This window comes from Dorea sp. MB18-49 (assembly GCF_023669465.1).
In the GTDB taxonomy this organism is placed as follows: domain Bacteria; phylum Bacillota; class Clostridia; order Lachnospirales; family Lachnospiraceae; genus Dorea_A; species Dorea_A longicatena.
Genome location: NZ_JAMOYX010000045.1, coordinates 1 through 26,536 on the forward strand (window position 1 = coordinate 1; position 26,536 = coordinate 26,536).

At 43.1% G+C, this 26,536-nt stretch carries 23 protein-coding genes and 1 pseudogene; 4 read left to right on the forward strand and 20 right to left on the reverse strand.

Going from position 1 to position 26,536, the window contains the following annotated elements; translation table 11 throughout:
- Positions 1-102 precede the first annotated feature (102 nt).
- Complete coding sequence (locus NCY30_RS11910) at positions 103-510, forward strand: Fur family transcriptional regulator (RefSeq protein WP_250818768.1); 408 nt, start codon at positions 103-105, stop codon at positions 508-510.
- A 160-nt stretch (positions 511-670) separates the two neighbouring features.
- Entirely contained in the window at positions 671-1,213 is a 543-nt protein-coding gene (locus NCY30_RS11915; RefSeq protein WP_006427230.1) for an NADH peroxidase, read from the forward strand.
- A gap of 168 nt (positions 1,214-1,381) precedes the next feature.
- On the opposite strand, the gene NCY30_RS11920 is transcribed toward NCY30_RS11915, so the two are convergent.
- Positions 1,382-1,969 carry an ECF transporter S component gene (locus NCY30_RS11920; RefSeq protein ID WP_006427229.1) on the reverse strand — a complete coding sequence of 196 codons (588 nt, stop codon included), beginning with the start codon at positions 1,967-1,969 and terminating at the stop codon, positions 1,382-1,384.
- 279 nt (positions 1,970-2,248) lie between these two features.
- On the opposite strand from NCY30_RS11920, the gene trhA reads away from it, so the two are divergent.
- On the forward strand, positions 2,249-2,911 hold the full coding sequence (trhA, locus tag NCY30_RS11925) for a PAQR family membrane homeostasis protein TrhA (RefSeq protein ID WP_022416418.1): 663 nt from the start codon (positions 2,249-2,251) through the stop codon (positions 2,909-2,911).
- 272 nt (positions 2,912-3,183) lie between these two features.
- Here the strand turns inward: trhA and NCY30_RS11930 are convergent.
- From NCY30_RS11930 to NCY30_RS12015, 18 genes and pseudogenes are all read right to left on the reverse strand, one after another.
- Positions 3,184-3,426 (reverse strand): annotated as a pseudogene (locus NCY30_RS11930) (GIY-YIG nuclease family protein); the annotation flags it as partial.
- A gap of 182 nt (positions 3,427-3,608) precedes the next feature.
- Positions 3,609-4,439, reverse strand: a complete 831-nt coding sequence (locus NCY30_RS11935; RefSeq protein ID WP_161170155.1) for a M23 family metallopeptidase — start codon at positions 4,437-4,439, stop codon at positions 3,609-3,611.
- Between the two features lie 44 nt (positions 4,440-4,483).
- Entirely contained in the window at positions 4,484-5,392 is a 909-nt protein-coding gene (locus NCY30_RS11940) for a SpoIID/LytB domain-containing protein (protein ID WP_006427225.1), read from the reverse strand.
- A gap of 84 nt (positions 5,393-5,476) precedes the next feature.
- Positions 5,477-7,954 (reverse strand): glycogen/starch/alpha-glucan phosphorylase, encoded by a 2,478-nt coding sequence (locus tag NCY30_RS11945; RefSeq protein ID WP_055194324.1) that lies wholly within the window; start codon positions 7,952-7,954, stop codon positions 5,477-5,479.
- A 33-nt stretch (positions 7,955-7,987) separates the two neighbouring features.
- The gene (gene ileS / locus NCY30_RS11950) at positions 7,988-11,137 is read right to left on the reverse strand and encodes an isoleucine--tRNA ligase (RefSeq protein WP_250818769.1); all 3,150 of its coding nucleotides are present in this window, start codon (positions 11,135-11,137) and stop codon (positions 7,988-7,990) included.
- Between the two features lie 387 nt (positions 11,138-11,524).
- Positions 11,525-13,135, reverse strand: coding sequence for a D-alanyl-D-alanine carboxypeptidase family protein (locus NCY30_RS11955; RefSeq protein ID WP_130096360.1), 1,611 nt, complete (start codon positions 13,133-13,135; stop codon positions 11,525-11,527).
- Positions 13,136-13,184: 49 nt separating this feature from the next.
- On the reverse strand, positions 13,185-14,123 hold the full coding sequence (locus NCY30_RS11960; protein WP_022416488.1) for an LCP family protein: 939 nt from the start codon (positions 14,121-14,123) through the stop codon (positions 13,185-13,187).
- Positions 14,124-14,137: 14 nt separating this feature from the next.
- Positions 14,138-15,676, reverse strand: a complete 1,539-nt coding sequence (locus NCY30_RS11965) for a polysaccharide biosynthesis tyrosine autokinase (protein ID WP_250818770.1) — start codon at positions 15,674-15,676, stop codon at positions 14,138-14,140.
- Between the two features lie 5 nt (positions 15,677-15,681).
- Positions 15,682-17,130, reverse strand: coding sequence for a polysaccharide biosynthesis tyrosine autokinase (locus tag NCY30_RS11970; RefSeq protein ID WP_055213870.1), 1,449 nt, complete (start codon positions 17,128-17,130; stop codon positions 15,682-15,684).
- Positions 17,120-18,028: an immunoglobulin-like domain-containing protein gene (locus tag NCY30_RS11975; RefSeq protein ID WP_250818771.1), complete on the reverse strand. Its 909-nt coding sequence runs from the start codon at positions 18,026-18,028 to the stop codon at positions 17,120-17,122. The genes NCY30_RS11970 and NCY30_RS11975 overlap by 11 nt, the downstream gene beginning before the upstream one ends.
- 18 nt (positions 18,029-18,046) lie before the next feature.
- A complete protein-coding gene (locus tag NCY30_RS11980) occupies positions 18,047-18,814 on the reverse strand; it encodes a tyrosine-protein phosphatase (protein ID WP_055213868.1) in 768 nt (255 codons plus the stop codon).
- An 86-nt stretch (positions 18,815-18,900) separates the two neighbouring features.
- Positions 18,901-20,007 carry a radical SAM/SPASM domain-containing protein gene (locus NCY30_RS11985; RefSeq protein ID WP_055213867.1) on the reverse strand — a complete coding sequence of 369 codons (1,107 nt, stop codon included), beginning with the start codon at positions 20,005-20,007 and terminating at the stop codon, positions 18,901-18,903.
- Positions 20,008-20,086: 79 nt separating this feature from the next.
- Positions 20,087-20,482, reverse strand: a complete 396-nt coding sequence (locus tag NCY30_RS11990; RefSeq protein WP_070097820.1) for a hypothetical protein — start codon at positions 20,480-20,482, stop codon at positions 20,087-20,089.
- Between the two features lie 245 nt (positions 20,483-20,727).
- On the reverse strand, positions 20,728-22,524 hold the full coding sequence (locus NCY30_RS11995; RefSeq protein WP_139009223.1) for an ABC transporter ATP-binding protein: 1,797 nt from the start codon (positions 22,522-22,524) through the stop codon (positions 20,728-20,730).
- The gene (locus NCY30_RS12000; protein WP_139009222.1) at positions 22,525-23,439 is read right to left on the reverse strand and encodes a hypothetical protein; all 915 of its coding nucleotides are present in this window, start codon (positions 23,437-23,439) and stop codon (positions 22,525-22,527) included.
- Positions 23,433-23,720: a PqqD family protein gene (locus NCY30_RS12005; protein WP_006427212.1), complete on the reverse strand. Its 288-nt coding sequence runs from the start codon at positions 23,718-23,720 to the stop codon at positions 23,433-23,435. Before NCY30_RS12005 ends, NCY30_RS12000 begins: the two co-directional genes overlap by 7 nt.
- 133 nt (positions 23,721-23,853) lie before the next feature.
- A complete protein-coding gene (locus NCY30_RS12010) occupies positions 23,854-24,648 on the reverse strand; it encodes a dCTP deaminase (protein WP_139009221.1) in 795 nt (264 codons plus the stop codon).
- Positions 24,649-24,739: 91 nt separating this feature from the next.
- Positions 24,740-25,180, reverse strand: a complete 441-nt coding sequence (locus tag NCY30_RS12015; RefSeq protein ID WP_022416496.1) for a S24/S26 family peptidase — start codon at positions 25,178-25,180, stop codon at positions 24,740-24,742.
- Between the two features lie 399 nt (positions 25,181-25,579).
- On the opposite strand from NCY30_RS12015, the gene NCY30_RS12020 reads away from it, so the two are divergent.
- The gene (locus tag NCY30_RS12020; protein WP_250818772.1) at positions 25,580-26,299 is read left to right on the forward strand and encodes a LytR/AlgR family response regulator transcription factor; all 720 of its coding nucleotides are present in this window, start codon (positions 25,580-25,582) and stop codon (positions 26,297-26,299) included.
- A gap of 120 nt (positions 26,300-26,419) precedes the next feature.
- On the opposite strand, the gene NCY30_RS15470 is transcribed toward NCY30_RS12020, so the two are convergent.
- Positions 26,420-26,533, reverse strand: coding sequence for an IS3 family transposase (locus NCY30_RS15470; protein WP_118107981.1), 114 nt, complete (start codon positions 26,531-26,533; stop codon positions 26,420-26,422).
- Between the last annotated feature and the right edge of the window lie 3 nt (positions 26,534-26,536).

The window sequence follows — 26,536 nt, forward strand, 5'->3', positions numbered from 1 at the left end:
TTTTATTACATTCATTCTTTTATATTGACAAAATATATCATCCGAATTATACTAAAGATATATCAATTATAGTAATTATTATCATTATTGAAAGGAGGATTTATGGCCGGTTTAAAATATAGTAAGCAAAGGGCCTCCATAAAAGATTACCTGATGCACACGACTTCTCATCCGACTGCTGATACCGTATATCTTCATATTAAAGAAGAATTTCCTAATATCAGCCTCGGAACCGTATACCGCAACCTGAACCTGCTTGCAGATATCGGAGAAGCGCTTCGGATTCCGACACCGGATGGCGGCGATCGTTTTGATGGACGCTGCGAACCTCATTATCATGTAGTATGCACCAATTGCGGAAATGTATTCGATCTGAAAATGGATGATTCCTATATCCAGAAGATTAATGAAGATGCGAATAAATGTTTCGATGGAATCATCGAATCACACACTACACTTTTCCACGGTCTCTGTGGCGAATGTGCCAAAAAATTAAACGAGAATAAATAATAAAATTTATCAAAAACTAATTGACAAACACATAAGATTATGCTAAATTAATATCAGTAACAATTACTAATGTTAATTTAGTGCAACTTAAGAGATTATAACTACTCTCTTATCAATCAATAACAAAAAAATTATTATAAAAGAAAAGGAGAACAACACTATGAAAAAATTTGTATGTACAGTATGCGGATATGTTTATGAAGGAGAAGCTGCACCGGAGAAATGTCCAGTATGTGGCGTAGGCGCTGACAAGTTCAAAGAGCAGACAGGTGAAAGAGAATGGGCTGCTGAGCACGTTGTAGGTGTGGCAAAAGGTGTAAGCGAAGACATCTTAGCTGACTTAAGAGCTAACTTCGAAGGAGAATGTTCAGAGGTTGGAATGTATCTTGCAATGGCAAGAGTTGCTCACAGAGAAGGATATCCTGAAGTTGGATTATACTATGAAAAAGCTGCATGGGAAGAAGCTGAGCACGCTGCTAAATTCGCAGAACTTCTTGGCGAAGTTGTTACAGACAGCACAAAGAAGAACCTTGAGATGCGTGTAGACGCTGAGAACGGCGCTACAGCTGGTAAGTTCGACCTTGCAAAACGTGCAAAAGCTGCTAACCTGGATGCAATCCATGACACAGTTCATGAGATGGCAAGAGATGAGGCACGTCACGGAAGAGCATTCGAAGGACTTCTTAAGAGATATTTTGGATAAGAACGATCTGATATAACAAGAATTTTTATTCCGATATCTTCCGGATGAAATAATGATTCAGAATCGCAAAAGGCAGATACACCACTTAAGGTGTATCTGCCTTTTTATATCACCATACTTCATAAGTATCTGCCAATTTCCAAAGGAAAAAGTCTGTGATATCCCCTTCTATGCCATGCGCACATAGATCTTTTTCACCGGCTGATACAGAATCGCAATTGCGATCACCATAAATACTGCATTGATCACAGTCGCCGGAAGTGATGTGAATGCTGCCACTGCAGCTGCTGCAAATCCACTTCCTACCATCATCATTGCAATCGTGCTCATAGTAAATTCCATGATTACGTTGATACATCCATAGATAAATGCGCAGACAACTGCTGCTCCGTATTCTTTCTTCTTGTCTCCGTCTGCTTTCTTCTTAAGCATCATGAAAAGTGCTCCGACGATCAGACATTTTACTGCTGTCTCCACAAATGTCTTCGGCGCATCCTGCATGTAACCATTCAGCATATCAAAGATTGTAAGTCCAAGTGTCCCTGATACAGCTCCTCTCTTGCCACCCTGAAGTAACAGTCCCATTACGACAAATATATGTCCAAAATGGAGAAATGGTGTTCCGACTGCTGCCGGAAGTGGAATCCTAAACGACTGAATTCCAAGAAATGTAATTGCGGTAAAGAATGCCGTGATCACAAGGTTCTTTACTTTATTATCATTCATTGTCCTGCCTGCTGTTATATTTGTACTCATTGTACTCTCCCTTCCTGCACACTTCCATCGTGTGTATAACAGATGAATCTCTCATCTGCCATAATTTAATACCGCAGAATATATTATCACGAAAGTGGATGTGTCCATACAGCCAGTTGTTCTATTTTCGCACAGGCCAGTTTATATAATACTTTGATTTTAAAAATATTTTTGTTTTTCTACTTGATTTTTTTCAGTTTCGGGTATAATATACACATATAGCAAACGTAGTATTAAAAACTACATGTCATATTTTCGACATTCAGGAGGTGCATGATTATGGCAGAGCAGTTAAAAGAACACATTAAAGATCCGGGAAGCGCGATCACACATTTTATCGGAATGTTGATGGCAATCTTCGCAGCAATTCCATTGCTTTTAAAAGCGGCGCGCGAACCGAGTAAAATTTACATTATCGCAATTGCTGTATATGCGGCAAGCCTGATCTTACTGTACGCCGCAAGCACAACTTACCATACATTCGATAAATCCAGAAAAGTAAATACAATCCTTAAAAAAATCGACCACATGATGATCAGCGTACTCATTGCCGGAAGTTACACTCCGATCTGTCTGCTGGTACTTGGCGGCAGAACCGGACTCATCCTTCTGGCAATCGTATGGGCATTTGCCATTGCCGGAATCCTGATCAAAGCATTCTGGGTATTCTGTCCGAAATGGGTTTCTTCCGTGCTCTATATCGGCATGGGCTGGACCTGTGTCCTGGCATTTACACAGTTACTGAATTCCTTAAGCCCGGCAGCTTTCGGATGGCTGCTGGCCGGTGGTATCATCTACACCGTTGGCGGCGTGATCTATGCTTTGAAGCTTCCAATCTTTAACAATAAGCACAAATATTTCGGAAGCCATGAGATCTTTCATCTGTTTGTAATGGCCGGAAGTGCCTGCCACTTCGTAGTGATGTATGCATTTGTACTTTAAATAATATCCATTTATCCTTATATTTCCGGTATACAGAGAACTTGCTGCCGGCAACATCTCTTGCATACTTTAGCAGCTTCTTTCGAACACATGGCGATAAAAAAGAGCCCGCATCACACACGGGATATTAAATAATATCTCTCCCGACTTGATGCGAGCTCTTTTTTCATTTATTCTGCCAGTTCTTTTGCTTCCCGTGTAAGTTTCTTAATCTTCTCAAATTCACCGGCTTTAATCATATCTCCCTTTACCATCCAGCTTCCGCATAAGTTTCCATTACCCTTGATCAATATCTCTTTTTCTTTCCTGGTCAAATGCTTGATCGCATATTCCCGGCTCATTGCCTCATTTTTTGTCTCATGCTCTTCATAATACACAAGCTTCACCGGTCTTCTGGTCTTTGTATACTTTGCGCCTTTTCCACTGTTATGTGCTTTTATTCGCTTATCCAGATCATTTGTCCACCCTGTGTATAACGTGCTGTCCGCACACTTTACGATGTATGTATAATTCATGTAGTTGTCCCCACTTATCCACAATCGGTCCGATTTTTCCTGTAATAATCCACTTTATTTTATCCATTATCCCACGGAAAGTCAATTTTATCCCCTGTTCATAGATTTTTCCGCATACTTTGATATCGGCAGAACGCTAAAAAAGACCGGAAAATTTCTTAAGAATCTCCGGTCCCTTTCTGTTAATCCTGATCCGCCGTATACTCCACCGGATTCACCGGCTGTCCGTCTTTTCGCATCTCAAAATACACATTACAGCCTTCTTTGCTGTAATACTTTGTCGGCTGACTCACATAACCAAGCACACTCTTTGCTTCCACATAATCCCCAACTTTCACCGGGACTTCTTTCAACTGTCCATATAACAGCTCATATCCATTTCCGATATCTACGTTAACCGTTGTTCCGGTCTGTGCACTGACATCGATCGACTTGACGATTCCGGGCGCACCGCAGAGTACCTGGTCGCCTTCTGCGCCTTCGATGATCACAGCCGGATTATACTTGTACTGATCCAGCGTCTGGAAATATACTGTCTTATCCATGCTGTAGCTCATGATCACAGCTCCGTTCACCGGCCACAGGATGTAACTGTCTTCCGTAAAGTTGATATTGTGACTTTTTCCTGCCGTTGCCTGGGTTCCGGTCTGACCTGATGATCCGGATGTTCCGGTCTCTTTTGATCCTGAAGTTCCGGTTGTCCCGGAATCTATTGTCCCGGAATCTGTTGTCCCAGAGCCCGTTGTTGTTCCGTCTTTCCCGGTTCCGTTACTGTCACTTTCATCCGTATCATTTGTCATATCTTCGTTTTTAATCTTGGATGTTCCGGTTTCTTTTGCCGCTTCGCTGTCTTGTTTCGCCTTTTCTTCCGCCTTCGCCAATTCATTTTTCTGCGTTTTTCTGTAATCATTAAATGTATATGTTCCTGCTATTGCAATCGCTGCCACAAAACATAATACTGCTGCTACGGTAGCACGCCGTTTTGACATTGACGGTTTCTGATTTTTATTCATTTCATCACCACCTCTGACCATATTTTTGCCAGATTGTGATATAGTTATACACCTTTTACGATTTCTGTCACTTCTTTTATCTCCGTTCCATTAAAAAAATATTTTAAAATATTTTTATAGCTTTTTTTCTTCTTCGCCATCTCATTTGCCGTATACTGGCTCATTCCAATCCCATGTCCGGTTCCTCTTGTTGTCACCCGCAATTTGCCGTTATAACGCTGCAGGGTAAAACAGCTGGATGCCAGGTTATATTTATTTCGGAATTCTTCCCCACTGATAGTATTATCTCCCACACGGATCTTTAATACATATCCTACAGAATCTGTTTCCACTACCTCCACATCCATCGTCCCTATATCTTTTTCTCCCAATACAACCGTCTGTATCTCATCTTCTGCATTCACATCCTCCGGGCATTCCACAATCTTCAGATAAGGATACTCCTCCTTTCCAAGAACCTCTTTCGCATCCCTGGTATATCCATTACTCAGATTAAAAAATGGTGTCATCGCCAGACCGTCTTCATAGAATAGCACTTGTCCTGCCGTGGATTCCAGCGCATTTTTTAACTTGCGGTAATTTTCTGCATATCGCATCCCCCACGCCGACTTCATCTGTTTCTCGGTCCAGAATTCTTTCTCAAGCTTCTGTCCTTCCCCCGCATCCCGGATTGCCCGGTAAACTTCTGTCCGCACCAGGATTGCCTGGGCCTTCAATGCTTCTTCTTCATATTCTGCCGGCATGTCCCTCGCCAATATTCCAATGCAATATTTTTCCACCGGCATCTTCCCACCGCCCTTTACATCTATTGTCATCTCATCTACTTTCGATGCAGTTACAATCTTTGGACCATTTACAAATACGGTTACAATATACGGCAATAATATTATGATAAGCGCCCAGCAGGCTGCCTTTTTTATTTTTTCTCTATAATAATACCTTCTGTTCCACATAAAAAAAGCCCTCCCATACCTCAATGTATGAGAGAGCTTCTCTTATTATTCATATACAAAAGAACTTGCCACTGACAACTTCTCTTAATATTCTAATTCATCCTCATCGATCACAACATGATCCAGATGCCAGATATCATCTACATATTCCTGGATTGTTCTGTCGGCAGAGAATTTACCACAACAAGCAGTGTTCTTAAGAGCCATCTTAGCCCATTTTTCTTTATCTTTGTAAGCTTCCATTGCACGAGCCTGCGCATCTGCATAAGAACGGAAGTCCTTTAAGATAAAGTACATATCTGCTCTTGAACCCCCCTGATTATTCAGAAGGCTGTTGTAAAGGTCACGATACATCTCTGTATCGCCGTTAGAATATGTTCCGTCTACCAGCTGGTCTACCACTCTGTGGATGTCCGGATCATTGTTGTAAAGGTCATATGGATTATATCCGCCGTTCTGCTCGTAGTTGATAACTTCGTCGGCACTCAGTCCGAAGATAAATGCATTGTCGATTCCAACTTCGTCTACGATCTCTACGTTTGCTCCGTCCATTGTTCCGAGAGTCGGTGCACCGTTCATCATGAACTTCATGTTACCTGTTCCGGAAGCTTCTTTGGAAGCTGTAGAAATCTGCTCACTGATGTCTGCTGCCGCGAAGATCAGCTCTGCGTTGGATACGCGGTAATCTTCGATGAAGACAACTTTCAGTTTGCCGTTGATGCTGCGGTCATTGTTGATCACATCCGCAACAGAGTTGATCAGTTTGATAATCTCTTTAGCACGGATATATCCTGCAGAAGCCTTTGCTCCGAAGATATATGTCTTAGGATAGAAGGACATTTCCGGATGTTCTTTGATCTGGTTGTACAGATACATTACATGCAGGATGTTCAGTAACTGACGTTTGTACTCGTGCAGACGTTTTACCTGTACGTCGAAGATCGATCTTGGATCTACTTCTACACCGTTGTGCTCTTTGATGTAAGCTGCAAGACGTTCTTTGTTCTTGAACTTGATCGTCATGAATTCTTTCAGAGCCTCTTCGTCATCCAGCCATTCCTTCAGTCCGCTCATCTTGGACAAGTCTGTAATCCACTCTTTTGTGCCGAGCTTTTCTGTTACCCAGTCAGCAAGCAGCGGGTTCGCATGCATGAGGAAACGTCTCTGTGTGATACCATTTGTCTTGTTGTTGAACTTCTCCGGCATCATCTGATAGAAGTCTTTCAGTTCCTGATTCTTCAGAATCTCTGTATGCAGCTTTGCAACACCATTGACAGAATAACCTGCAACGATTGCAAGGTGTGCCATCTTCACCTGGCCGTCCATCAGGATTGCCATCTTCTTAACCTTTTCTTCATTACCAGGATACTGTGCTCTTACCTGCGCGATGAAACGGCGGTCGATTTCCTGGATGATCTGGTAAATACGCGGAAGCAGTCTTGAGAACAGGTCGATCGGCCATTTCTCAAGTGCTTCTGCCATGATCGTATGGTTCGTATATGCACAGCATTTTGTTGTGATATCCCATGCTTCATTCCATCCGAGATTCTCCTCATCAAGAAGAATACGCATCAGCTCTGCTACTGCTACTGTCGGATGTGTATCATTCATCTGGAATGTTACTTTCTCCGGCAGTTTACTGATATCACCATGTTTCTTTTTAAACTTTGTAATTGCAGCCTGGATACTTGCTGATACGAAGAAATACTGCTGTTTCAGTCTCAGTTCTTTTCCTGCGATGTGGTTATCATTTGGATAAAGCACTTCTACGATATTCTTCGCAAGGTTCTCCTGCTCAACGGCTTTGTGATAATCTCCACGGTCAAAAGAATCTAACTGGAAGTCTACGATCGCTTCTGCATCCCAGATACGAAGTGTATTCACGATATGGTTGCCGTATCCTACGATCGGATAATCATAAGGGATCGCCATTACAGATTCATAGTTCTCCTGAACGAAGTGTGTCTTTCCTGTCTCATCGTATTCCACACGGATATTTCCGCCAAAACGTACTTCTTTCGCATATTCCGGTCTGCGAAGCTCGAACGGGTTACCATCTTTCAGCCAGTTATCCGGTGCTTCTACCTGATAGCCGTCTCTGATCTTCTGCTTGAACATACCATAACGGTAACGGATACCGCATCCATAAGATGCATATCCCAGTGTTGCAAGAGAATCCAGGAAACATGCTGCCAGACGTCCGAGTCCACCGTTACCAAGTGCCGGATCCGGCTCCTGATCCTCGATCACGTTCAGGTCGATTCCCATCTCTTCCAGAGCTTCTTTTACTTCCTTATATGCCGTCATGTTGATCAGGTTGTTTCCGAGAGCTCTTCCGAGCAGGAATTCCATGGACATGTAATATACGGTCTTCGGATCGTCTTTCTCATACTGTTTCTGTGTTGCAAGCCAGTCATCGATGATGGCTTCCTTTACAGCATAAGAAACTGCCTGGAACAACTGCTGTGGAGTTGCCTCTTCTACTTCCTTACGGAACAATGTCTTCACATTGTTCCGCACATCTCTTTTAAATACGTCTTTTTCAAATCTTGGATTATACATTTTCTACTTCCCTTCTTAAAAACTGGGCTTTGATTATCTCTTCTCTACACCAATCGTTACGGCTTCACCATTGATCTTCCACTCTTTTGTGTAGCCGGCAGGTGCTGCCTTTGTAACTTCCAGTGCCAGTGTCTCATCTGCGATCGTAGATGCATTGTCTGCAAATACTTTCTCTGCTTTCTCTGTTCCTTCGTAAGTTACCGCGATCTTATCCATAACTTCGAATCCGGCTTCCTTACGCATGGTCTGTACTTTACTGATGATCTCACGAACAAATCCTTCTTCCAGAAGTTCTTCGGAAAGGTTTGTATCCATAACAACTGTGATTCCGTTGTCATTCTCAGATACATATCCCGGCATCTGAGCGGATTCGATCAGCAGGTCCTCACGGAACAGTGTCACTTCCTGTCCATTGATATCAAGCTTCAGGGCATCTGTAGCATTTAACTCATCCATTGCTGCATTTCCTTCGAGGTTTTCGAGTGCTGCTTTAATACCTCCTAACATTTTACCATATTTTGGTCCGACTGTCTTTAACTGAGGTTTAAAAGTATATGAAGTAAAGTCACGAACATCTTGTGTAAATGTTACATTCTTTACATTTAATTCATCTTTTACAATGTCTTTGTAAAATTCCGGAATTTCGAAATCAGCTTTTACATACATCTGTCCGATTGGCTGACGGTTCTTGATGTTGGCTGTATTTCTGCATGCACGTCCCATAACAACCAGTTTCAGAACGTTGTCCATGTTAGCTTCCAGCTCTGTATCGATATGTGCTTCATTTACAACAGGGAAGTCACACAGGTGGATACTTTCCGGTGCGCTTTCATCAACGCTTCTTACCAGGTTCTGGTAGATCTCTTCTGTCATGAACGGGATCATCGGAGCTGCTGTCTTGCAGATCTCAACCAGTGCTGTGTACAGAGTCATGTAAGCATTGATCTTATCCTGCTCCATTCCCTTAGCCCAGAAACGTTCACGGCTTCGTCTTACATACCAGTTACTCATGTCGTCTACGAAGCTCTGAAGTGCCTTTGCAGCCTCTGGAATCTTGTAGTTGGACAGATCATAGTCTACTGCCTTGATTGCTGAATTCAGCTTAGACAGAAGCCATTTATCCATAACAGACAGTTTGTCGTAGTCTAATGTATATTTTGTTGCATCGAAATCATCGATATTTGCATACAGTACGAAGAACGCATATGTGTTCCACAATGTTCCCATGAACTTTCTCTGTCCTTCTACAACGGCTTTTCCGTGGAAACGGTTCGGCAGCCACGGTGCACTGTTGACATAGAAGTACCAGCGGATCGCATCTGCGCCGTATTTCTCCAGTGCGTCGAATGGATCAACTGCATTTCCTTTGGACTTACTCATCTTCTGACCGTTCTCATCCTGCACGTGTCCAAGTACGATAACGTTCTTGTATGGCGCTTTGTTGAAGATCAGTGTTGAGATTGCAAGCAGTGAGTAGAACCATCCACGGGTCTGGTCAACAGCCTCGGAAATGAAGTCTGCAGGGAACTGCTTTTCAAATAATTCTTTATTCTCAAATGGATAGTGGTGCTGTGCAAATGGCATAGATCCACTGTCGAACCAGCAGTCGATAACTTCCGGTACTCTGTGCATCTGTTTGCCGCAGCATGGGCACTTGATCGTTACATCGTCGATGTATGGACGGTGAAGTTCGATATCATCCGGGCAGTTGTCAGACATTTCTTTCAGCTCTTCGATGCTTCCGATCGAATGCTGGTGTCCGCACTCACATTCCCAGATATTCAGTGGAGTTCCCCAGTAACGGTTACGGCTGATACCCCAGTCCTGAACATTCTCAATCCAGTCGCCGAAACGTCCTTTACCGATACTTTCCGGGATCCAGTTGATTGTGTTGTTGTTAGCGATCAGGTCATCTTTTACTTCTGTCATCTTGATGAACCATGATTCACGAGCGTAGTAGATAAGTGGTGTATCACATCTCCAGCAGTGTGGATAGCTGTGCTCGAACTTCGGTGCATCGTAGAGAAGTCCACGTCCGTCGAGGTCTTTTAATACTTCCGGGTCAGCCTTCTTAACGAATAATCCGGCAAATGGAGTCGTCTCTCCCATGTTACCTTTTTCGTCTACTAACTGTACGAATGGCATGTCATACTTACGTCCAACCTTGGCATCGTCTTCACCAAATGCAGGCGCGATATGAACAACACCGGTACCATCTGTCAGTGTTACATAAGTATCGCATGTAACGAAGAATGCTTTCTTGTTCTGCTTAGAAGCGCAGTCATAAGCACACTGGTATAATGGCTCATATTCTTTGTATTCGAGATCTTTACCTTTGTATGTCTCAAGAATCTCGTATGCTTTCTGTCCTTCTTCTGCAAGTTTTCCAAGTACTGTATCAAGAAGAGCTACTGCCATGTAGTAAGTATATCCGTCAGCAGCTTTTACTTTCGCATAGTCTTCTTCCGGGTTTACGCAGAGTGCGATGTTGGATGGAAGTGTCCATGGTGTAGTTGTCCATGCGAGGAAGTATGCATCCTCTCCTACTACTTTGAAACGAACGATTGCAGAACGTTCTTTTACATCTTTATACCCTTGCGCTACTTCCTGTGCGGAAAGCGGAGTTCCACAACGAGGGCAGTAAGGCACGATCTTGAATCCTTTGTAAAGGAGCTTCTTGTCCCAGATTCTCTTGAGTGCCCACCACTCAGACTCGATGAAGTTGTTATCGTATGTTACATATGGGTCATCCATGTCAGCCCAGAAGCCTACGGTATTAGAGAAATCCTCCCACATACCTTTGTATTTCCATACGCTTTCTTTACATTTCTTGATAAATGGTTCCATACCGTATTTTTCGATCTGGTCTTTTCCGTCCAGTCCGAGAAGCTTCTCAACTTCGAGCTCTACAGGAAGTCCGTGTGTATCCCATCCGGCCTTTCTTGGAACTTCGTATCCTTTCATTGTACGGTATCTTGGAATCATATCCTTGATAACACGTGTCAGAACGTGTCCGATGTGCGGTTTTCCGTTGGCTGTCGGAGGGCCATCGTAGAACATATAGATCTCGTTGCCTTCACGGTCACGCATACTTTTTCTGAAGATGTCATTGTCTTCCCAGAATTTCTCTGTCTGTTTTTCTCTGTCTACAAAATTAAGATCCGTAGAAACTTTCTTATACATATTTACCTCCATAAAATTAAAACATAGAATTAAAAAAGCTTCCGCCCTGTATAGGACGAAAGCTGTACTTACGTTTATAAACCACCTAACATACCATCATATGTCTTCCCTGTAACGGAGGAATGCCGTCAGTTTTTACTTGGCAGTCAGGCTCTTGTTCACACCCTGAAACCGTTCAAAATCTGCAACTCAGAAGTGATATTCAGATATATCTTACTTGTACCGGACTTCCACCATCCCCGGCTCGCTGCTGCGTTCTGTTATATCCTACTGTCTTCGTCAGCGTTTTTCACATTCCTTATTATATGCAGTAATCCTAAAATCCGTCAAGGGTTTTTACATTTTTTAATCGGTTTTTCTCCGTATTTTTCATATATTTTCTATTTTTTATCTTCTACGGCGTATAAGCAGCACGATCAGACTGAAGATCAGAATCACCAGTGCTACGCATCCTCCGGCGATCACATATTTTTCTGTAGTTGATTTTCCGGCAAATTTTTTCTGTCCGAAATCCCATACTGCTTTTACTTTTTGCAGAAAATTCTTCCAGATACTCTTTGCACTTGATTTTCCACCGTTTTTCTTCGAATCACCGGAATTATCCACATCCTTCGGCTTACTGTCCACACGTTCTTTCCTGGTGCTTACTTTCTGTAAATACTTATCCGTAAATTCTGCCGTTGCACTTCCAACCTGATGGCCGTCATATATATACCGGATCGTTCCCTCTCCGGTATCTTCATCTACATCCGTAATTTCATAATCTATATCTTTGTATGATACATCCTTCGGCAGGATCACATATCCGTCCTCCAGCGGCTGATATTCATTTCCGCCTGTCTGCACGGATTCTGTATCCTCACTTCCATCTGACTGTGCCGATACGTCACTCTGGCTATCCGCAGCCGATATAAATTTCTCTACTTCATCCGGTTTCTTCTCATCTGCCACCTGGATCTTCTGGAAATTGTTAAATGCATATTCGAACAGATTCTTCGTATCCGGATATATATTCACACCATGTGTCCGAAGTACGACACATACCAGTTTCATATTGCCATTATCGGCCAATGTGATCAGCGTAGATAATGCATTCGATGTATATCCTGTCTTTCCTGCAACCGCATACTGGTAATAATTTTTATTTTCTTTGATCAGCATCTTATGATGCTGTGGAAATACATGTTCTTCCGTCGTATCGGATGCCGGGATCTTATAACTCTGCTCCTGGCAGATCTTCAGGAATTCCGGATAGCGCCAGATCTCTCTGCCGATCAAAGCCATATCGCGCGCACATGTATAATGATTGTCATCATGAAGTCCGTTCGCATTGACGAAATTGGAATTATTGCCGCCAAGACTTTTACATTCTTCGTTCATCTGCTGGATGAACCAGTTGTAATCATGTCCGGCATTTTTCCCGACATTTTCCGCCACCGCATAAGCTGCTTCATTCGCTGAGGCAAGCAGCGTCGCATATAATGCCTGTTCCAGCGAGATCACATTACCTTCTTTTAATCCAACCGAAGAATCTCCCGGCTGCATAAAAGATATGCAGTCATTGGAAAATGTTACCTTGTCTGACAGATTGCCGTATTTTAAAGCAATAAGACTGGTCAGGACTTTTGTGATACTTGCCGGGTACTCATGTTCATCAATATTTTTCGCATATAAGATGCTTCCTGTTCCCGCATCCATCACGATTGCAGCTTCACCGTATGTGCCCGGTCCTTTTGGCCAGTTCTTCCAACCGTTCGACTGGATCTCCATCTTATAGGCATCTTCTTCTGCCTTCTTTTCCCGCTCTTCCGGCGTCATGTCTTCTTCTTTTTTCTCTTCCTTCTTATTGGAATCATCTTTTGATGCGTCTGCCGCCTGACTGCTCTCACTGCCGCCAGGTTCCGCATATACTTTCTGGCTTACCGTTCCCGGTATTACTGTAAATAAGGCCAAGATCAATATTATAATCCTGGCCACAACTTTCTTGCTCTGTTTCATTATACTCGCCCGTTTACTGTCCCCTTATATTCATCTTTTGTAAATCACTTTAATATAACAACTGCTCGATCTTCTTTTTATTCGCATCAAAATCAACCTTCAGTACCTGCATACCCTCATAAGTGATATCTGTATACGTTCCGTCCTGTGGAATGCATGTCTGCTGCATCTTCAGATCGTCTACCGACAGAACATCTTTTGCCATAGAGTACATCTCCGATACACTCATATTCGTCCTTACATGATTTACAGCGTAATTGATCAGAGGCAGTAACGCACTTGGATCCTTCTTCTCCATAATCTTACGGTAGATTCCATACATTACACTTCTCTGACGTCTTGTTCTTTCAAAATCATTGCCCAGTGTACGGTTTCTCGCATGCGCAAGTGCCTGGGATCCGGTCAGTGTCACATCTCCGGCCTGAATATCCGGCATACCATTCTCTCTGTAATAAGCAGCCTCTTCTTCACTGATGAATACGGTCACACCGCCAATCTCATCGATTACATTTACCAGATCATCAAAGCTGATCGTAATATAATTCTGAATATCAAGATCATATGTCTTATTGATCGTGTTGATCGTAAGTCCCACTCCGCCGTATGCATAAGTATGGCCCAGACGGCTCTTTCCATGTCCGTCAATATCAACCAGCGAGTCTCTCAGGAATGAGATTGCTGTTGATTTTCCTTCTTTTTTGTTAAAGGATACCATCATCATACTATCCGAACGTCCCCGGTCCGCATCCGGATCTCTGGAATCCGTACCTACCAGAAGGACATTATATACATCCTTGTCTTTTCTCTTTTCTTTGGCGATCTTAACTTTCTTTGCTTTCGGATCTACTTTGTCTGCCGACACAACCCCTACAGAGTCCCCGTAGAATTTCCACCAGATCGACCCGTAGATACCGCCAATCAGCAATACGATCAATAATATTATAATTCCTGCAATCTTACGTTTTTTGTGTTTTCGAAAAAACTTCATCTGTCTGTGTCCCCCTAGTCCTTGATCACACGGCCAAACTTGTCCGTCGAACCTTTTTCCATCTTGCCATAGTGACCGTAAGCTCCGTATTTACCATAACTTCCGTAGTGGCTTCCATAACTGCCGTAATTGCCGTAACGTCTGTATCCATAGCCGTATCCTTGTCCGCCGGATGAATTATCACCATTGAACACATATCCCAGCATATCGATTCCACTTAATGCAAGGCTTTCTACACCTTCTCTGATCTCGCGAAGCTTCGTATAATCATAGCGGATCACATAAAGGGCCGCATCTACATATTTGCCCAAAAGCGGTGCATCTGCCAGAAGTTCGGATGGCGCAGTATCCAGGATGATAATGTCATATTTGGACTTCAGAGCTTCGATCAGTGCTCTCATACGTCCGCTTCCTATCAACAGCGAATTCTCTCCATCCGGTGCGCCGCCGAAAATGACATGAAGGCTTCCGTTCTCATTCGTTCTTTCCTTCGGAAGCTTTACATTGGTAATTGCTTCAGATAACGGCACTTCTTTCTTAAGAACCGAGCCAAGTCCCGGATGTGGTTCCTGCTCGTTCATCACTCCCGCAATCGAAGGATTTCTAAGATCACAGTCGACCAGCAGTACTTTCTTTCCCTGCTGTGCAATGGAAATTGCCAGATTCGCCGAAAGTGTCGTCTTACCTTCTCCCGGGATCGAACTCGTAACAAGCAGGGTCTGGTATTCCTTTTTCTCCACATCTTTCATCACACGGATACGAAGCTTTCTTATCGCTTCCAGATAACTCATGGAGATTCTTTCATTTAACAGGCTCACTGAATTATAAAATGTCTCTTTTTTACGCTTTTTCGTGCGGACATACGGGATACTTCCCAGATCCTGCAGATTGATATTCTTCTTCAGATCCTTTCTTGACTTCACAGTCCTTCTGGAAAGCACATACAGCAGAAGAATCACACAACCTATGATCGCACCTTTTAAAGCTCCACGCTTGTAAGATCCACGTATAACCTCCACACGTTTGGTATCTGTCGGGATACCGGTCTCATCCAGAATCGTAAGCTTGGTCTCTCCAAGTACGAATTCCGCAACTTTCGGATAATTCTTTATGACTGATTTTAATGTCTTATATGCCATCTGCGGATCATTTCCCGATACGGATATTGTCAGAAGATTCGTTCCGTCATCCGCTTTAACATCGATCGATCCCGGCATAGAATCAAGCCCCATGTCCTCAGCAACTACATCCTTCAGTACACCACTGGTAAGAATATACGGGAACACTTCCGCCATCTGCTGGGCAGACTGTGCATTCACATAGTCCATGCCGCCGGCAGATGTCACCGACACTGTTGCCGATGCCACATATTTTGACTGATAACTGGTACTCACCGAGAAATAAGACTGTACTGCGCAAATAATTATAAGCCCGATGAACAGCCACCACAGCCTCTTCACACCATGATAAACATCCAACATAACATTTGTCAGATCAATCTTCTCAGGCGCATCTACACGTTCACTTCCTGATTTGTCTCTATAATCGCCCATATACTCTACATTCCTTTACTTCTTCCATAATTGCCGTAACGTCCGTATTTGCTGTATTTACCATAATAATGTCCCACCGGACTGTCCACCAGGCCGGAGAACGATCTTACACCGTTCAGTACAACTCCCAGTACCTTACCTTCCTTGTCACGGAAAGCGTCCATTACTTCATTGATGTCTTCAGCCAGCATATAATTCTGCTTTGCCACGATCATAACCGCATCTGCACAATGTGCAAATATCTGCGCATCTCCGATGATTCCTGCCGGTGGTGTATCAATGATCACATAATCCACAAATTTCCTGCTTGCAGCCATTAGCTTAAAAAATGACTCCGAGTTAAGCATCTCCGTCGATGAGGAATAGCAGTTCTTTCCACCCATGAACAACATATGCTTTCTGGTACACGGAACCATGACATCCGCAAGAGATCCGTTCCCTCTCAGATACTCTCCCAGTTCATTCTCCTCTTTTGGCTCCATACCAAAGATCAGGAACTGCGACGGTCTTCGGATATCACCATCTACCAGCAGTACCCTCTTGGACTGTTCTGCCAGCGTGATCGCCAGATTGGCGGCAACCGTAGATTTTCCTTCATTTTCAGATACACTGGTTACCACGAGGACTTTCTGTTCATTCTTTGCCATCCGGTATTCTACCTTGGCCGCCAGTTTCTTATAACTTTCCACGAACCGGAAGCTTGCTACCGGATCATCAACCAGGATCGCTTTTTTCTTACGCCGGAATATATCCCGGATCGTCTTATATTTCCATTCATAACTGATGGCTCCGAGACTTCTGGCATCCAGCTTCTTCTCGATCTCATTCTCCTGTTTAATAGTATTCTTCATATAAGAAAACAGTCCGAGGAGGATGAGCACCAGTGCTCCTGCCACAAGTCCGCCCTTCTTAGCCTGTCCGCCTGCATCCAGCGGATTATCCGGTGTATACGGGACTTTCGGCTCCTCCAGCACATCCATAACCGCACTGCCCACCGTATACAGCGATACGCTGCTATAGTTATCCATGACCGTACGGATAATATCTATAGAATCCTTCGGCGTATCCGCCGTCACACTTAAGACCAGCATATTGGTACCTTCCAGCACCTTTGCATGAATGTCTGCATCCAGCTCTTCCACCTTCAGCTTCTCACAGATCTTCTTCTCCATAATGTTACTTTTTAATATCTTCTCAAATGTCTTCGCCATTGTGTTGGCCGAGCTCAGATTACTGTACGCATTCGCATCGCCTCTGGATGCCACCACAAATGTCGCCTGCGTTGTATACTCCGGAACATACCTACTGCTTACAACTACATAAGTTAACAACGCTCCCGCAATTGCCCCCAGGATGATCACCCACCAGTTGGACACTATATCATGCACAAGAGTATACGGATCCAGGTCAGTATCCATAAATGCCGGCATGTCATTTCTATTATTACTTTCCATCCTGTGTTCCCTCCTGATCCTGTACCACAACGAATAACTTTGTCACCGCAGTCGGTGATCCCTCTGCCGTATAAGAATATTCCACCGGATAAACCCCTGCTTTGGAATAATCCACTTCTGATTTCACACTGATTGCTTCTCTTGTACCTGCAAGAGCCTCTCCGTCATCCGCATACGTATATGTTGCACCATTCATCTCCATACCTTTGACATAAGACATCGGATCGATTTCATGTCCTACTGTTGTATATGCGATATAATCCGATAATACCGGATATTCTTTCATCTGCTCCTGTCTGTCACCGGATTCTGTTACGGTCACTTCGAGAGGCACTGAACACACATCACCCGCACTGTTACTTACCTGTACGGTCACTTTGTAAATTCCTGCAGCTGCATTATACATACCATCATCCAGACTGGTACGTATCTGACTGGTCAGGTCAACGTCAAGGCAATCCTCTGCCTTCATATTCTCCGTAAGGTTCGCCTTCCCCACCTCTGTTGTCGAATATCTAAGCGGTGCCTTCAGATGGATCTTCGGCGGCGTGTAATCTTTGTACTGTACGGTTCTTTCCAGTGTCCCTACCTGATTCGCCTTATCGAATACCACATACGTAATGGTACGCTTGCCCGGCGCAATAAAATGCGACATCGAAGCGATACGTACAGACGATGTCAGGTCACCGTCACGGTTGTCTTCTGCTTTGACACCTTTCAGAAGTGCTTTCTTCTGCTTCTTCTGATCGGTCTGCACACTCAGTGTCACCGTCTTATCCTTACAGTTGATCACCGGCGGTGTATGGTCTTCCAACATCTTGGACTTCACAGTATATCCGGCAAATATGACACAGGATGCCACAAATATCAGGCATACTGCTATTTTTAGTCTCCTCATAATTCTTCTCCTTTATTGTTAATATAGCTGTTGCCGTCCGGAATACGGGACCGGTTCTAATCTCAGGATCTCCCGGTTGTCACAGATCCTTGCCGGATTATACTGAAACAGCACATCCAGATGGTTCTCGGAATACTCCCGGCTCAGTTCTTCATACGCATCCAGCATATACGGTGTCCTCTGAAGTGGACTGTGTGCATCACTTGCGATCACAGAAATCAGATTATGCCGCAAAAGACTGTCGGCCGCACGCTTCGGTCCTCCTCCGAATCTTCCGAGGAAGCTTCCCTTATTCGCCTGAATCACATATCCTTTTCTGAACCAGCGGTACGCGATCTGCGGATAATCCTGTATAAATTCATACCTTTCCGCATGGGCGATCACCGGTCTTGCTCCGACTTCTTCAACTCTCTTCAGAATAGAATCCGCAAATTCAGGATCTTCATCAAATGCAAATTCCATCAGTATGTACCGGCTCTGGTTAAGCGGCATGATCTTATGATTCACGATCAGCTCCGGAAGGTCTTCTGTCGAAAATACTTCCATTCCCGGCAGGATCTCTATCGGGATCTTCTCTTTTCTGACCGCTCTGACCACACTTTCATATCTGTCAATATATTCTTTCCCGAAATAATTCCCATACATTCCCGGGATATTGCAATGCGGGGTCGCTATGATCTTGTCCACTCCGCTGTCTGCTGCCATACGTGCCATCTCCAGCGTATCATACATATCTTCGGCTCCGTCATCAATCCCCGGGAGTATATGCGCATGTATATCTATCATCTCATCATCCTTTGTAATTTATAGTCTTTTTTATTATATCATTTTCAAATTATGGAGTAAAGAAAACGATACTTACTATTTCATTACTATTTCTTACTTGTCTCCTTCAGATATCTGACCGTTGCTTCTGTGTATCTGCACAGATATTCCGGTACGCCGTCTGCCTTTCCGGTCTCCGCAATTGCCGCTGCCACACAAGTGTTACATACCTTTCTAAGCTTACAACTACTGCATCTGGCCGAAATTCTAAGACTCTCTGTTTCTTTTTTTGTAAACTTCCACGCTTCCTCAAACTCCACATCCCGAAGCGGTATGCTTGGCTTATCCAGTACCACACAGGAGCGCATCTCGCCCTGCCAGTTCACCACAAAAGAGCTCTTACCGGCACGACACGTCATCTGTCCCGGAACTGCCTCTCCTTCCGGAGTATTCTCTGCTTCGTCTAATTGGATCTTGCGGTATTGGGCAAATACTTCTTCTCCCATCTCTCTTCGCAAAACTTCCACTCTTGCTTTTGCCGCCATCTCCGGATCCAGTCTGGCCTGATTATTATAAGCATGATTTCGTTCTCTCACGGACGGATACATATAAGTATCGATCCGCACCGGAGCATCCAGAGATTCACCAAGCTCTATGATCTTCATCCTGTCATCCACATTCGCCTTTGCAAGACTTCCATTCACTTTCACATCAATGTTCCTCTCCCGCAAAAGCCGGATGCCGTTCACCGCCTTGTCGAATCCTCCCGGATAATGACACAAACGCTCATAGGTCTCATTGCTTGCACCATATAATGTAATATTGATTCTTCTTGGTTTATTTTCCGCAAAAAAATCTGCCCACGCCTCATCGATCAACGTTCCGTTCGTGTTAATCGTAATAATCATCCCCAGTTCACGCAGTTTTTGATATAACTCGCGGAAATGTGGATACAGCAGCGGCTCTCCACCCGTCAAAAGAACAAACAGCGTCCCGGCTCTCATCATATCTTCTGCCGTTTTCGTCCATTCTTCCATCGTGCGCAGCCTTCCCACCTCTTCCATCTCTTCTCTGCTCATACGCACGTAACACATATCACAGTTCAGATTACAAAGCGGTAGCAACTCCAGCACTCCATATAACGGCACTTTCTTCTCTGTCGCCATTGCAAACATCTGTTGCTCTATTGTCGTTCCATCTTCCATTAATTCCATATTACACCCTCAACAATTCCTGTAGATTTTAAAAAAGAACCGGGAATCCGGTTCTTTTTTATATGTATATATGTTTGTTTTATGATTTTGTAGTTTCCCAAGAATCTCTATTCAAGTTTGTTGTACAATGAATATTATCTCCTCTTTTACCACGCCATATAATTACATCCACTGCGTCTCCGCCGTCTGGAATATAATATCCATTCTGGAAATCATCTGTGGTGTTTGCTTCATGCGTTGTTCCACATGCGTGGTAACCTCCTAACCATTCATCTCCTCCATATCCAAATAAACCATAACCTTTCTGGAATCCAGGCTTCCCATTAGATTCTCGATATACATCTCCTGATACGCCGCCACCGGCATCACATGTAAACTTATACTTACCATACTCTGTATCGCCACAAGCTGCCACATACTCATTAGCTACAAATCTTTCGCCTACCATAGTAGGTCTAACATACGCCCTCTTCATACTTATACACTCCTTTTATTATTTTACTCTTGTTATCCATAAACCTCTGTCTATATTACTCTATTATATAAAAGTCTAATGCTAAATTCAATACTAAAATCCTTATTGTTATAGACAATTCTTATTATCTATAATTATAACTACATTTTTTAATATTTTCAATACTGTTTACTTGTCATTTCACGTCGTTTTATTACACTTTTATGCGTGATTATGCACATTCTACTAATAATTACTTGTACTAATTAGAAATCCATCGCCATCCGGCTTGATTCTTCCTCGTCCAATTCCGTAACCTTCGTCTCCATAACACGGTACACCCTCTGGCACATATTCAACACACTTGGTCTGTGTGTTGTCACAATACAGGTCTTGTTCGGTTTCTGCTCGATAATGTTACGCAGTACCTTTCGCTCCGTTGTTACATCCAGCGCCGACGTCGCCTCGTCTAACAGAAGGATCGGTGCATTACGAAGAACTGCACGTGCGATAGAAATACGCTGTGCCTGTCCTTCCGAAAGGCCGCGTCCACGTTCTCCGAGCGCACTGTTGATCGTATCCGGAAGCTTCTCTACAAATTCCCATGCACAGGCAATCTTCAAAGCCTCGATAATCTCTTCATCCGTGGCATCCTCTTTGACCATCCGCATATTCTCCGCAATTGTACCGGAAAGGATCGTATTTCCCTGAGGTACATAGGCGAAGAAATGTCTCGTCTCCGCATTCAGGACGATCTCTCTTCCATTGGATGCAACGATCACAGCCTCTCCTTCCTGCGGACGGATCAGTCCAAGGATCAGACGGATCATCGTCGTCTTTCCTTCTCCGGAAGGTCCCACAAGTGCCACGATCTCACCCGGACACGCTTTAAAATACGAATCCGTAATAACTCTTGTCCCTTCTACGTATGCGAAATTCACATCCTTCATCAGCACCTCGAATCCATCTTCTGCGAACGGATCCAGCTCCTCACTCTCACTGACATGCACCTCTTTCGGAAGCTCTACCAGCTCTCGGATTCTGTGTGCCGACACCGAACTATTTAGAAATGACGGGATGATCGAAACCACGTTATTGAATGCGCCCGACAGATTACTTCTCTGCTGCAGGAATAATGTCATCGTTCCGTATGTGATCGTATGGGTCCACAGTAAGAATAGACAATATCCGAACGCAATAAATTCCACACCCGTGCCCATAACCGACAACAGGATATTGGTCTTGATGGAGAACATATTGTACTCCAGACTGACATCTTTGAATTTGCCCTGCCACCAGCGCATTAACCGGCTGTAATGCGGTGCGATGCCAAATGATTTGATCGTATCAAAATTGTAGAATGCTTCCACCTCGAACGTCATCAGCTTACTGCTCATTTCCCTGGTCTTCTGACTATATTCTCGCTGCTTCTTGATCATGAACCTCGACATCAGAAGCATGAACGGTGCGCTTGCCAGTGCCAGAATTGCCATCACCGCATTATAATGAAGAATAACCAGAAATGTCGCTATGAAATTATAGATTGCGATCACGATCGTCGGGAGCCAGCTGATCGCATTACTGCTGACCGTTCCGATATCTCCGTTGAAGCGGTTCAACACATCCCCGTTGGAATACTTATTGATCTCCAGCCAGTCGGCATCCACAATCTTATCGAATATATCCGCCTGGATATCATTATTGATATAAATACTTAATTTGGCCGAGATACGGCTGATAATGCTGCTGAACAGAAGGCTGAACAATGAACTTCCTACCATAACAATGATCAGGATCATCAGTTTATTCGTCTTATACCCGGTAATGATATCGATCAGATATTTCCCCGCCACACTACTGACAAGTCCCATAGAAGTACTGAAGATACCAAGGATCGTATAGAACACGATTGCCCACTTATACCGGACACTGTAGCTGAATATCCATTTCCAGTCATCAATGATCTCCGAAAATGTCCCGTCCTTCCACTTCGCGATCAGAATATCCAGAGACTCGAAAGACAGGCCGTTCTTTCCTTGATTTTTATCATTATTTTCTTGCATTTATTCCTCTCCTCGTCCACCGGCAAGTACATCTTCCAGACATCTCACCGCATCTTCGGATATGTCGCACTCCAGATGATATACCGGAACCTCCTTCAGTAAAATCTCAAGCTCATCCATTGCCTGTATCTGAAACTCGCTGTTCCATGCATTGATCGTAATCTGTTCCATTACTTTCCGCAGAGCCTCAAGCCCTTTCAGACGGCTGATACGGTTCTCCTTCGCCTGTGACAGCATAACGATTGCTCTGACCGGATAGGACTTATTGTTACAGATCTCTGAGCTTCCGCAGACCGGCCATCCATTCGCGTACCATCCATCTTCTTCACGGATAAGAAGCGAACGGTCGCCATTCACCGTCCATGTCCCACGGTACTTTTCCCACAATCCTGCCTGCGTGGATTTTCCCGTCTCAGACGGCGCAGAAAAGAGCACTGCCGTATCTTCATAACACATATATGCAGAATGCAGTATCATCGAATGATCTTTAATAGCCTGCTTTTCCAGCGAGAAGGCCGCCAGGTATACCGTATCCTGGTCAAGCATCTCTGCCACTTCGGGAACAAACCAGACATGATATTGATTTGCACCCTCCTGGCTGCTCACCGCATAATGCCAGTCCATTCCAAGAAAATTAATAAAGCGGCATTCCCCGCCCGACGTCTGAAATACCGTAAGATTATCACGGTAGATCACTCTTCCCGTCTTTTTCCCCAGAAGATCTTCTTTGATCTCATCAAGGTTCTCTGTCATCTCTACCTGATAATGGATGACCTCATCATCCGTCCTCTTTGCCTGCCCGGTCCGGAATTTTTCCAGATTCCGCGGACTTTTCATAGATAACGGAGCCGTAATCTCAATCTCCGTATGCCCGATCCTGTACAGGCGGGTGATTGACTCATTCTGTTCTACCATGTTCCATCTTCCCTCGTACACTCAATAAAGCCATTCTCCACAAGCGCACCGACAAAAGCGATCGTATCCCTTCTTGCAGTCTCTTCATCAATCTCATATGTATCCAGCACCATCTGGATCATCTCTTCCAGGCTATCCACCTTTTCGATATTCTCCCAGATGAATTTAGCCGTATCACTGATCGTGATCATTCCATTGAACTCCTGCGAAGTTGCCCCCGTCGGCACCAGTACACATTCACCTGCGATCTCCCTTAATATAAATTCCTTTACAATCTTCATATAACTTTTCTCCTTGATTTTATTGTTCCATCATAGCATTGCCGCCGTCTGTATGCAACCGGGTCACTTTTTACTTTTGTTAAAAAAACAGAGTTTTTCATGAAATACTGTCACAAAAAACTCTGCCTTATCTTTATAGTGCAACTAAAAGCATTATAATTAATATTATTAAGATTACAATATATGCTATCAGGAATCCTTTGCTCTTTGCCTTATTAAGAAATATCAAAATCAATCCCATAAAAAGTGCAATAACCACTCCGAGCGAAAGATTCATCGGTACTATAAATCCCTTGGTCAACGTTCCTTTCGTAATCTTTGAAAAATTAACCATAATTAAAGAAAATATCGAAACAAAGATTCCCATAAATGTAAGAATATTAGCATATATATGATTTTCTTTTTCTTCCAGAGATTCATTTGCCTTCTTTAATTCTTCGGTTCGAGCCTCATATTCGTCCCGGTAATTTGCCAGTCCGCGATACTGATATTCATCATTAAATGATGCATCTTCCTGTTCATCATATGCTTTTTCCGGAACTGACTCTAATTGTTCAAAAATTATCTGCGCAATACTGTCATTTTCCCTTATAGTTATATTGGCACATGTTATATTCTGAATCCTCAAATAAATATATGTTTTATGCCCTGGATAATAATGCGGACCTGCCACAGACAACCCCTGTCTTATACGGGAATTCTTTTCTCCAATCCTTCCTATAAGATCTTTCGGCATATGTATCATTTCCCTTGTCTGAACAAATATAAATTCTCCCGGATGTAATGTATAACTATCCTTTAAGGCATCATCGCAAATTACACCTTTAATGTGAAGGTCATAGGAAATTGCATTTACATATTTTTCCGCATATCCCTCGCAAAAAATTTCTCCGGAGCGTTCCTTTATGCTTTTATCTACTAAAATCATGATACCACTCCTTCCCTTTTATACTAACCCATTATATCCATCTGTTTTTTAAAATGCAAGGAAAGCACCTAAAACAATACAAAATATTTTATCATTTAATCACCTTCGCATAACACCACATAATCCCCCGGCGGAGCGGAATCATATGCAGCCATACATGCTCGAAGAATTCCCACCAGAAATCTCCCGGCTCCAGCCACTTTTCTTTTCTTCTGACTTTGGTGATCAGAGCAAATATCTGCTCTCTCTTTACCGGTCCTTCTATCTGTGTCTGTGCATCGCCCACGATATAATACCCCTCCGGCCTGATCTTCCATATCCGGTGCATGACGAACTGCCCGCTCTTTCTCCGAAAAAATACAATATCACCTTTTTGAAGCTCTCTGTCCGGCTTTTTGAAATATATCATATCCCTTGCATGGATCAGAAACGGTGCCATACTGCTTCCAAAGACCAGCATGCTGACTTCCTTTCCCTCTTCCGTCAGTTCCTTAAGCATACCAACATATTCTCTTGTATCTACAACTTTCATATTCCTCATCCTGCTTCTCTCTATCCGCACTCCGTCCGTCCCGTTTTTTCGCAAATTATGGTACAATTCTCAGCACATCCTTCGCATTGTTTTTTATGTATACATTAAATAGTACTCAATTTCTTTTTTATCATACCATCGCGGTTTTCTTCCTGCAACATCAAAATATTGCTTTAATTTTTCTACGTTTTTCGACAAATCTTCGCATTAATTTTATATTTTTCTGTTTGATTGCTCCAAATTCTTATATTTTTCTGTTAATATATTCCATTTACTGTCCATTTGTATCATTTTTCTATCTTTTCACTCTTAATCTATGTTATATTATAATTACATAGAGCATATTCCATTTATATTTATATAAAAATACGTTTTATCTGTTCGGGAAGGGGGCTATATATGAATATTGCAATTTGCGATAGATATGATACCGACATAACACGTATTAGTGAGTTCTTGGACGCCAATATTAAGAATCATATGCTCAATCATGCATTATTAGAAGTAGATACCTTTACTTCAACAGACGAGTTGTTAGCATCCCCGAAAGAATATTCCCTCATTTTTTTGGGAATTTTAATGCCGGGGACAGATGGTATAGAGGCTGCCAGACAATTGAAAGATGGTCCAAACCCTCCAATAATTATCTTCACGACCAAAAGCACTGAACATTGCCTGGCAAGCTATAATCTTGGAGTTGAAGGATACATTCTGAAGCCAATCAGAGAAGAAGATTTTGAGAAAGTCTTTACCAGACTTTTGCTTCCGATATTCCCTTCAACCCATACACTCAATGTATATTCCAACCGGCTTTTATATCACATCCCGGTTTCTGAGATTTTTTATATTGAAAGCATTGGAAGAAAATGCATGATACATACTTCCAGAAAAACTTACGAAACCAACATGGCGTTAAATCATATCGAGAGCACGCTGAATGACAATTCTTTTATCCGTTGTTATCGCAGCTATCTTGTAAACATGAACTATATTCAGGACATTCTGGATACCGAGATTCAATTAACCAACGATGACTGTATTCCACTGACCTTACGTAAGCGGAGTCAGATTGTCAAATTATTCAACAAATTTCTGATATCCCATTCGGCATCAGAATAATGCATGTGAAACCAAAGGAACCCGCACGCTATCATGATATGACTGGTATGCTCCCCGTCAAGAGGACAATAAAAAATAATAAATTTTTGTATCGTCAGCCATGCTATGGCTGGCGATATTTTATGCTGCTTTTGTATATTGCTCATGATATTTCATTGGTGTCATTACATGCAGTTTCCTTTGAAGTCGTTGGTTGTTGTAGTAATCTATGTAATTAGCTATCGCAGTAATCAAAGA

Bases quoted from the DNA above. Each gene is read 5' to 3' on its own strand.
- NCY30_RS11910 (WP_250818768.1), top strand. From the start codon at position 103: ATGGCCGGTTTAAAATATAGTAAGCAAAGGGCCTCCATAAAAGATTAC.
- NCY30_RS11915 (WP_006427230.1), top strand. From the start codon at position 671: ATGAAAAAATTTGTATGTACAGTATGCGGATATGTTTATGAAGGAGAA.
- NCY30_RS11920 (WP_006427229.1), bottom strand. From the start codon at position 1,969: ATGAGTACAAATATAACAGCAGGCAGGACAATGAATGATAATAAAGTA.
- trhA (WP_022416418.1), top strand. From the start codon at position 2,249: ATGGCAGAGCAGTTAAAAGAACACATTAAAGATCCGGGAAGCGCGATC.
- NCY30_RS11935 (WP_161170155.1), bottom strand. From the start codon at position 4,439: ATGAATAAAAATCAGAAACCGTCAATGTCAAAACGGCGTGCTACCGTA.
- NCY30_RS11940 (WP_006427225.1), bottom strand. From the start codon at position 5,392: ATGTGGAACAGAAGGTATTATTATAGAGAAAAAATAAAAAAGGCAGCC.
- NCY30_RS11945 (WP_055194324.1), bottom strand. From the start codon at position 7,954: ATGTATAATCCAAGATTTGAAAAAGACGTATTTAAAAGAGATGTGCGG.
- ileS (WP_250818769.1), bottom strand. From the start codon at position 11,137: ATGTATAAGAAAGTTTCTACGGATCTTAATTTTGTAGACAGAGAAAAA.
- NCY30_RS11955 (WP_130096360.1), bottom strand. From the start codon at position 13,135: ATGAAACAGAGCAAGAAAGTTGTGGCCAGGATTATAATATTGATCTTG.
- NCY30_RS11960 (WP_022416488.1), bottom strand. From the start codon at position 14,123: ATGAAGTTTTTTCGAAAACACAAAAAACGTAAGATTGCAGGAATTATA.
- NCY30_RS11965 (WP_250818770.1), bottom strand. From the start codon at position 15,676: ATGGGCGATTATAGAGACAAATCAGGAAGTGAACGTGTAGATGCGCCT.
- NCY30_RS11970 (WP_055213870.1), bottom strand. From the start codon at position 17,130: ATGGAAAGTAATAATAGAAATGACATGCCGGCATTTATGGATACTGAC.
- NCY30_RS11975 (WP_250818771.1), bottom strand. From the start codon at position 18,028: ATGAGGAGACTAAAAATAGCAGTATGCCTGATATTTGTGGCATCCTGT.
- NCY30_RS11980 (WP_055213868.1), bottom strand. From the start codon at position 18,814: ATGATAGATATACATGCGCATATACTCCCGGGGATTGATGACGGAGCC.
- NCY30_RS11985 (WP_055213867.1), bottom strand. From the start codon at position 20,007: ATGGAATTAATGGAAGATGGAACGACAATAGAGCAACAGATGTTTGCA.
- NCY30_RS11990 (WP_070097820.1), bottom strand. From the start codon at position 20,482: ATGAAGAGGGCGTATGTTAGACCTACTATGGTAGGCGAAAGATTTGTA.
- NCY30_RS11995 (WP_139009223.1), bottom strand. From the start codon at position 22,524: ATGCAAGAAAATAATGATAAAAATCAAGGAAAGAACGGCCTGTCTTTC.
- NCY30_RS12000 (WP_139009222.1), bottom strand. From the start codon at position 23,439: ATGGTAGAACAGAATGAGTCAATCACCCGCCTGTACAGGATCGGGCAT.
- NCY30_RS12005 (WP_006427212.1), bottom strand. From the start codon at position 23,720: ATGAAGATTGTAAAGGAATTTATATTAAGGGAGATCGCAGGTGAATGT.
- NCY30_RS12010 (WP_139009221.1), bottom strand. From the start codon at position 24,648: ATGATTTTAGTAGATAAAAGCATAAAGGAACGCTCCGGAGAAATTTTT.
- NCY30_RS12015 (WP_022416496.1), bottom strand. From the start codon at position 25,180: ATGAAAGTTGTAGATACAAGAGAATATGTTGGTATGCTTAAGGAACTG.
- NCY30_RS12020 (WP_250818772.1), top strand. From the start codon at position 25,580: ATGAATATTGCAATTTGCGATAGATATGATACCGACATAACACGTATT.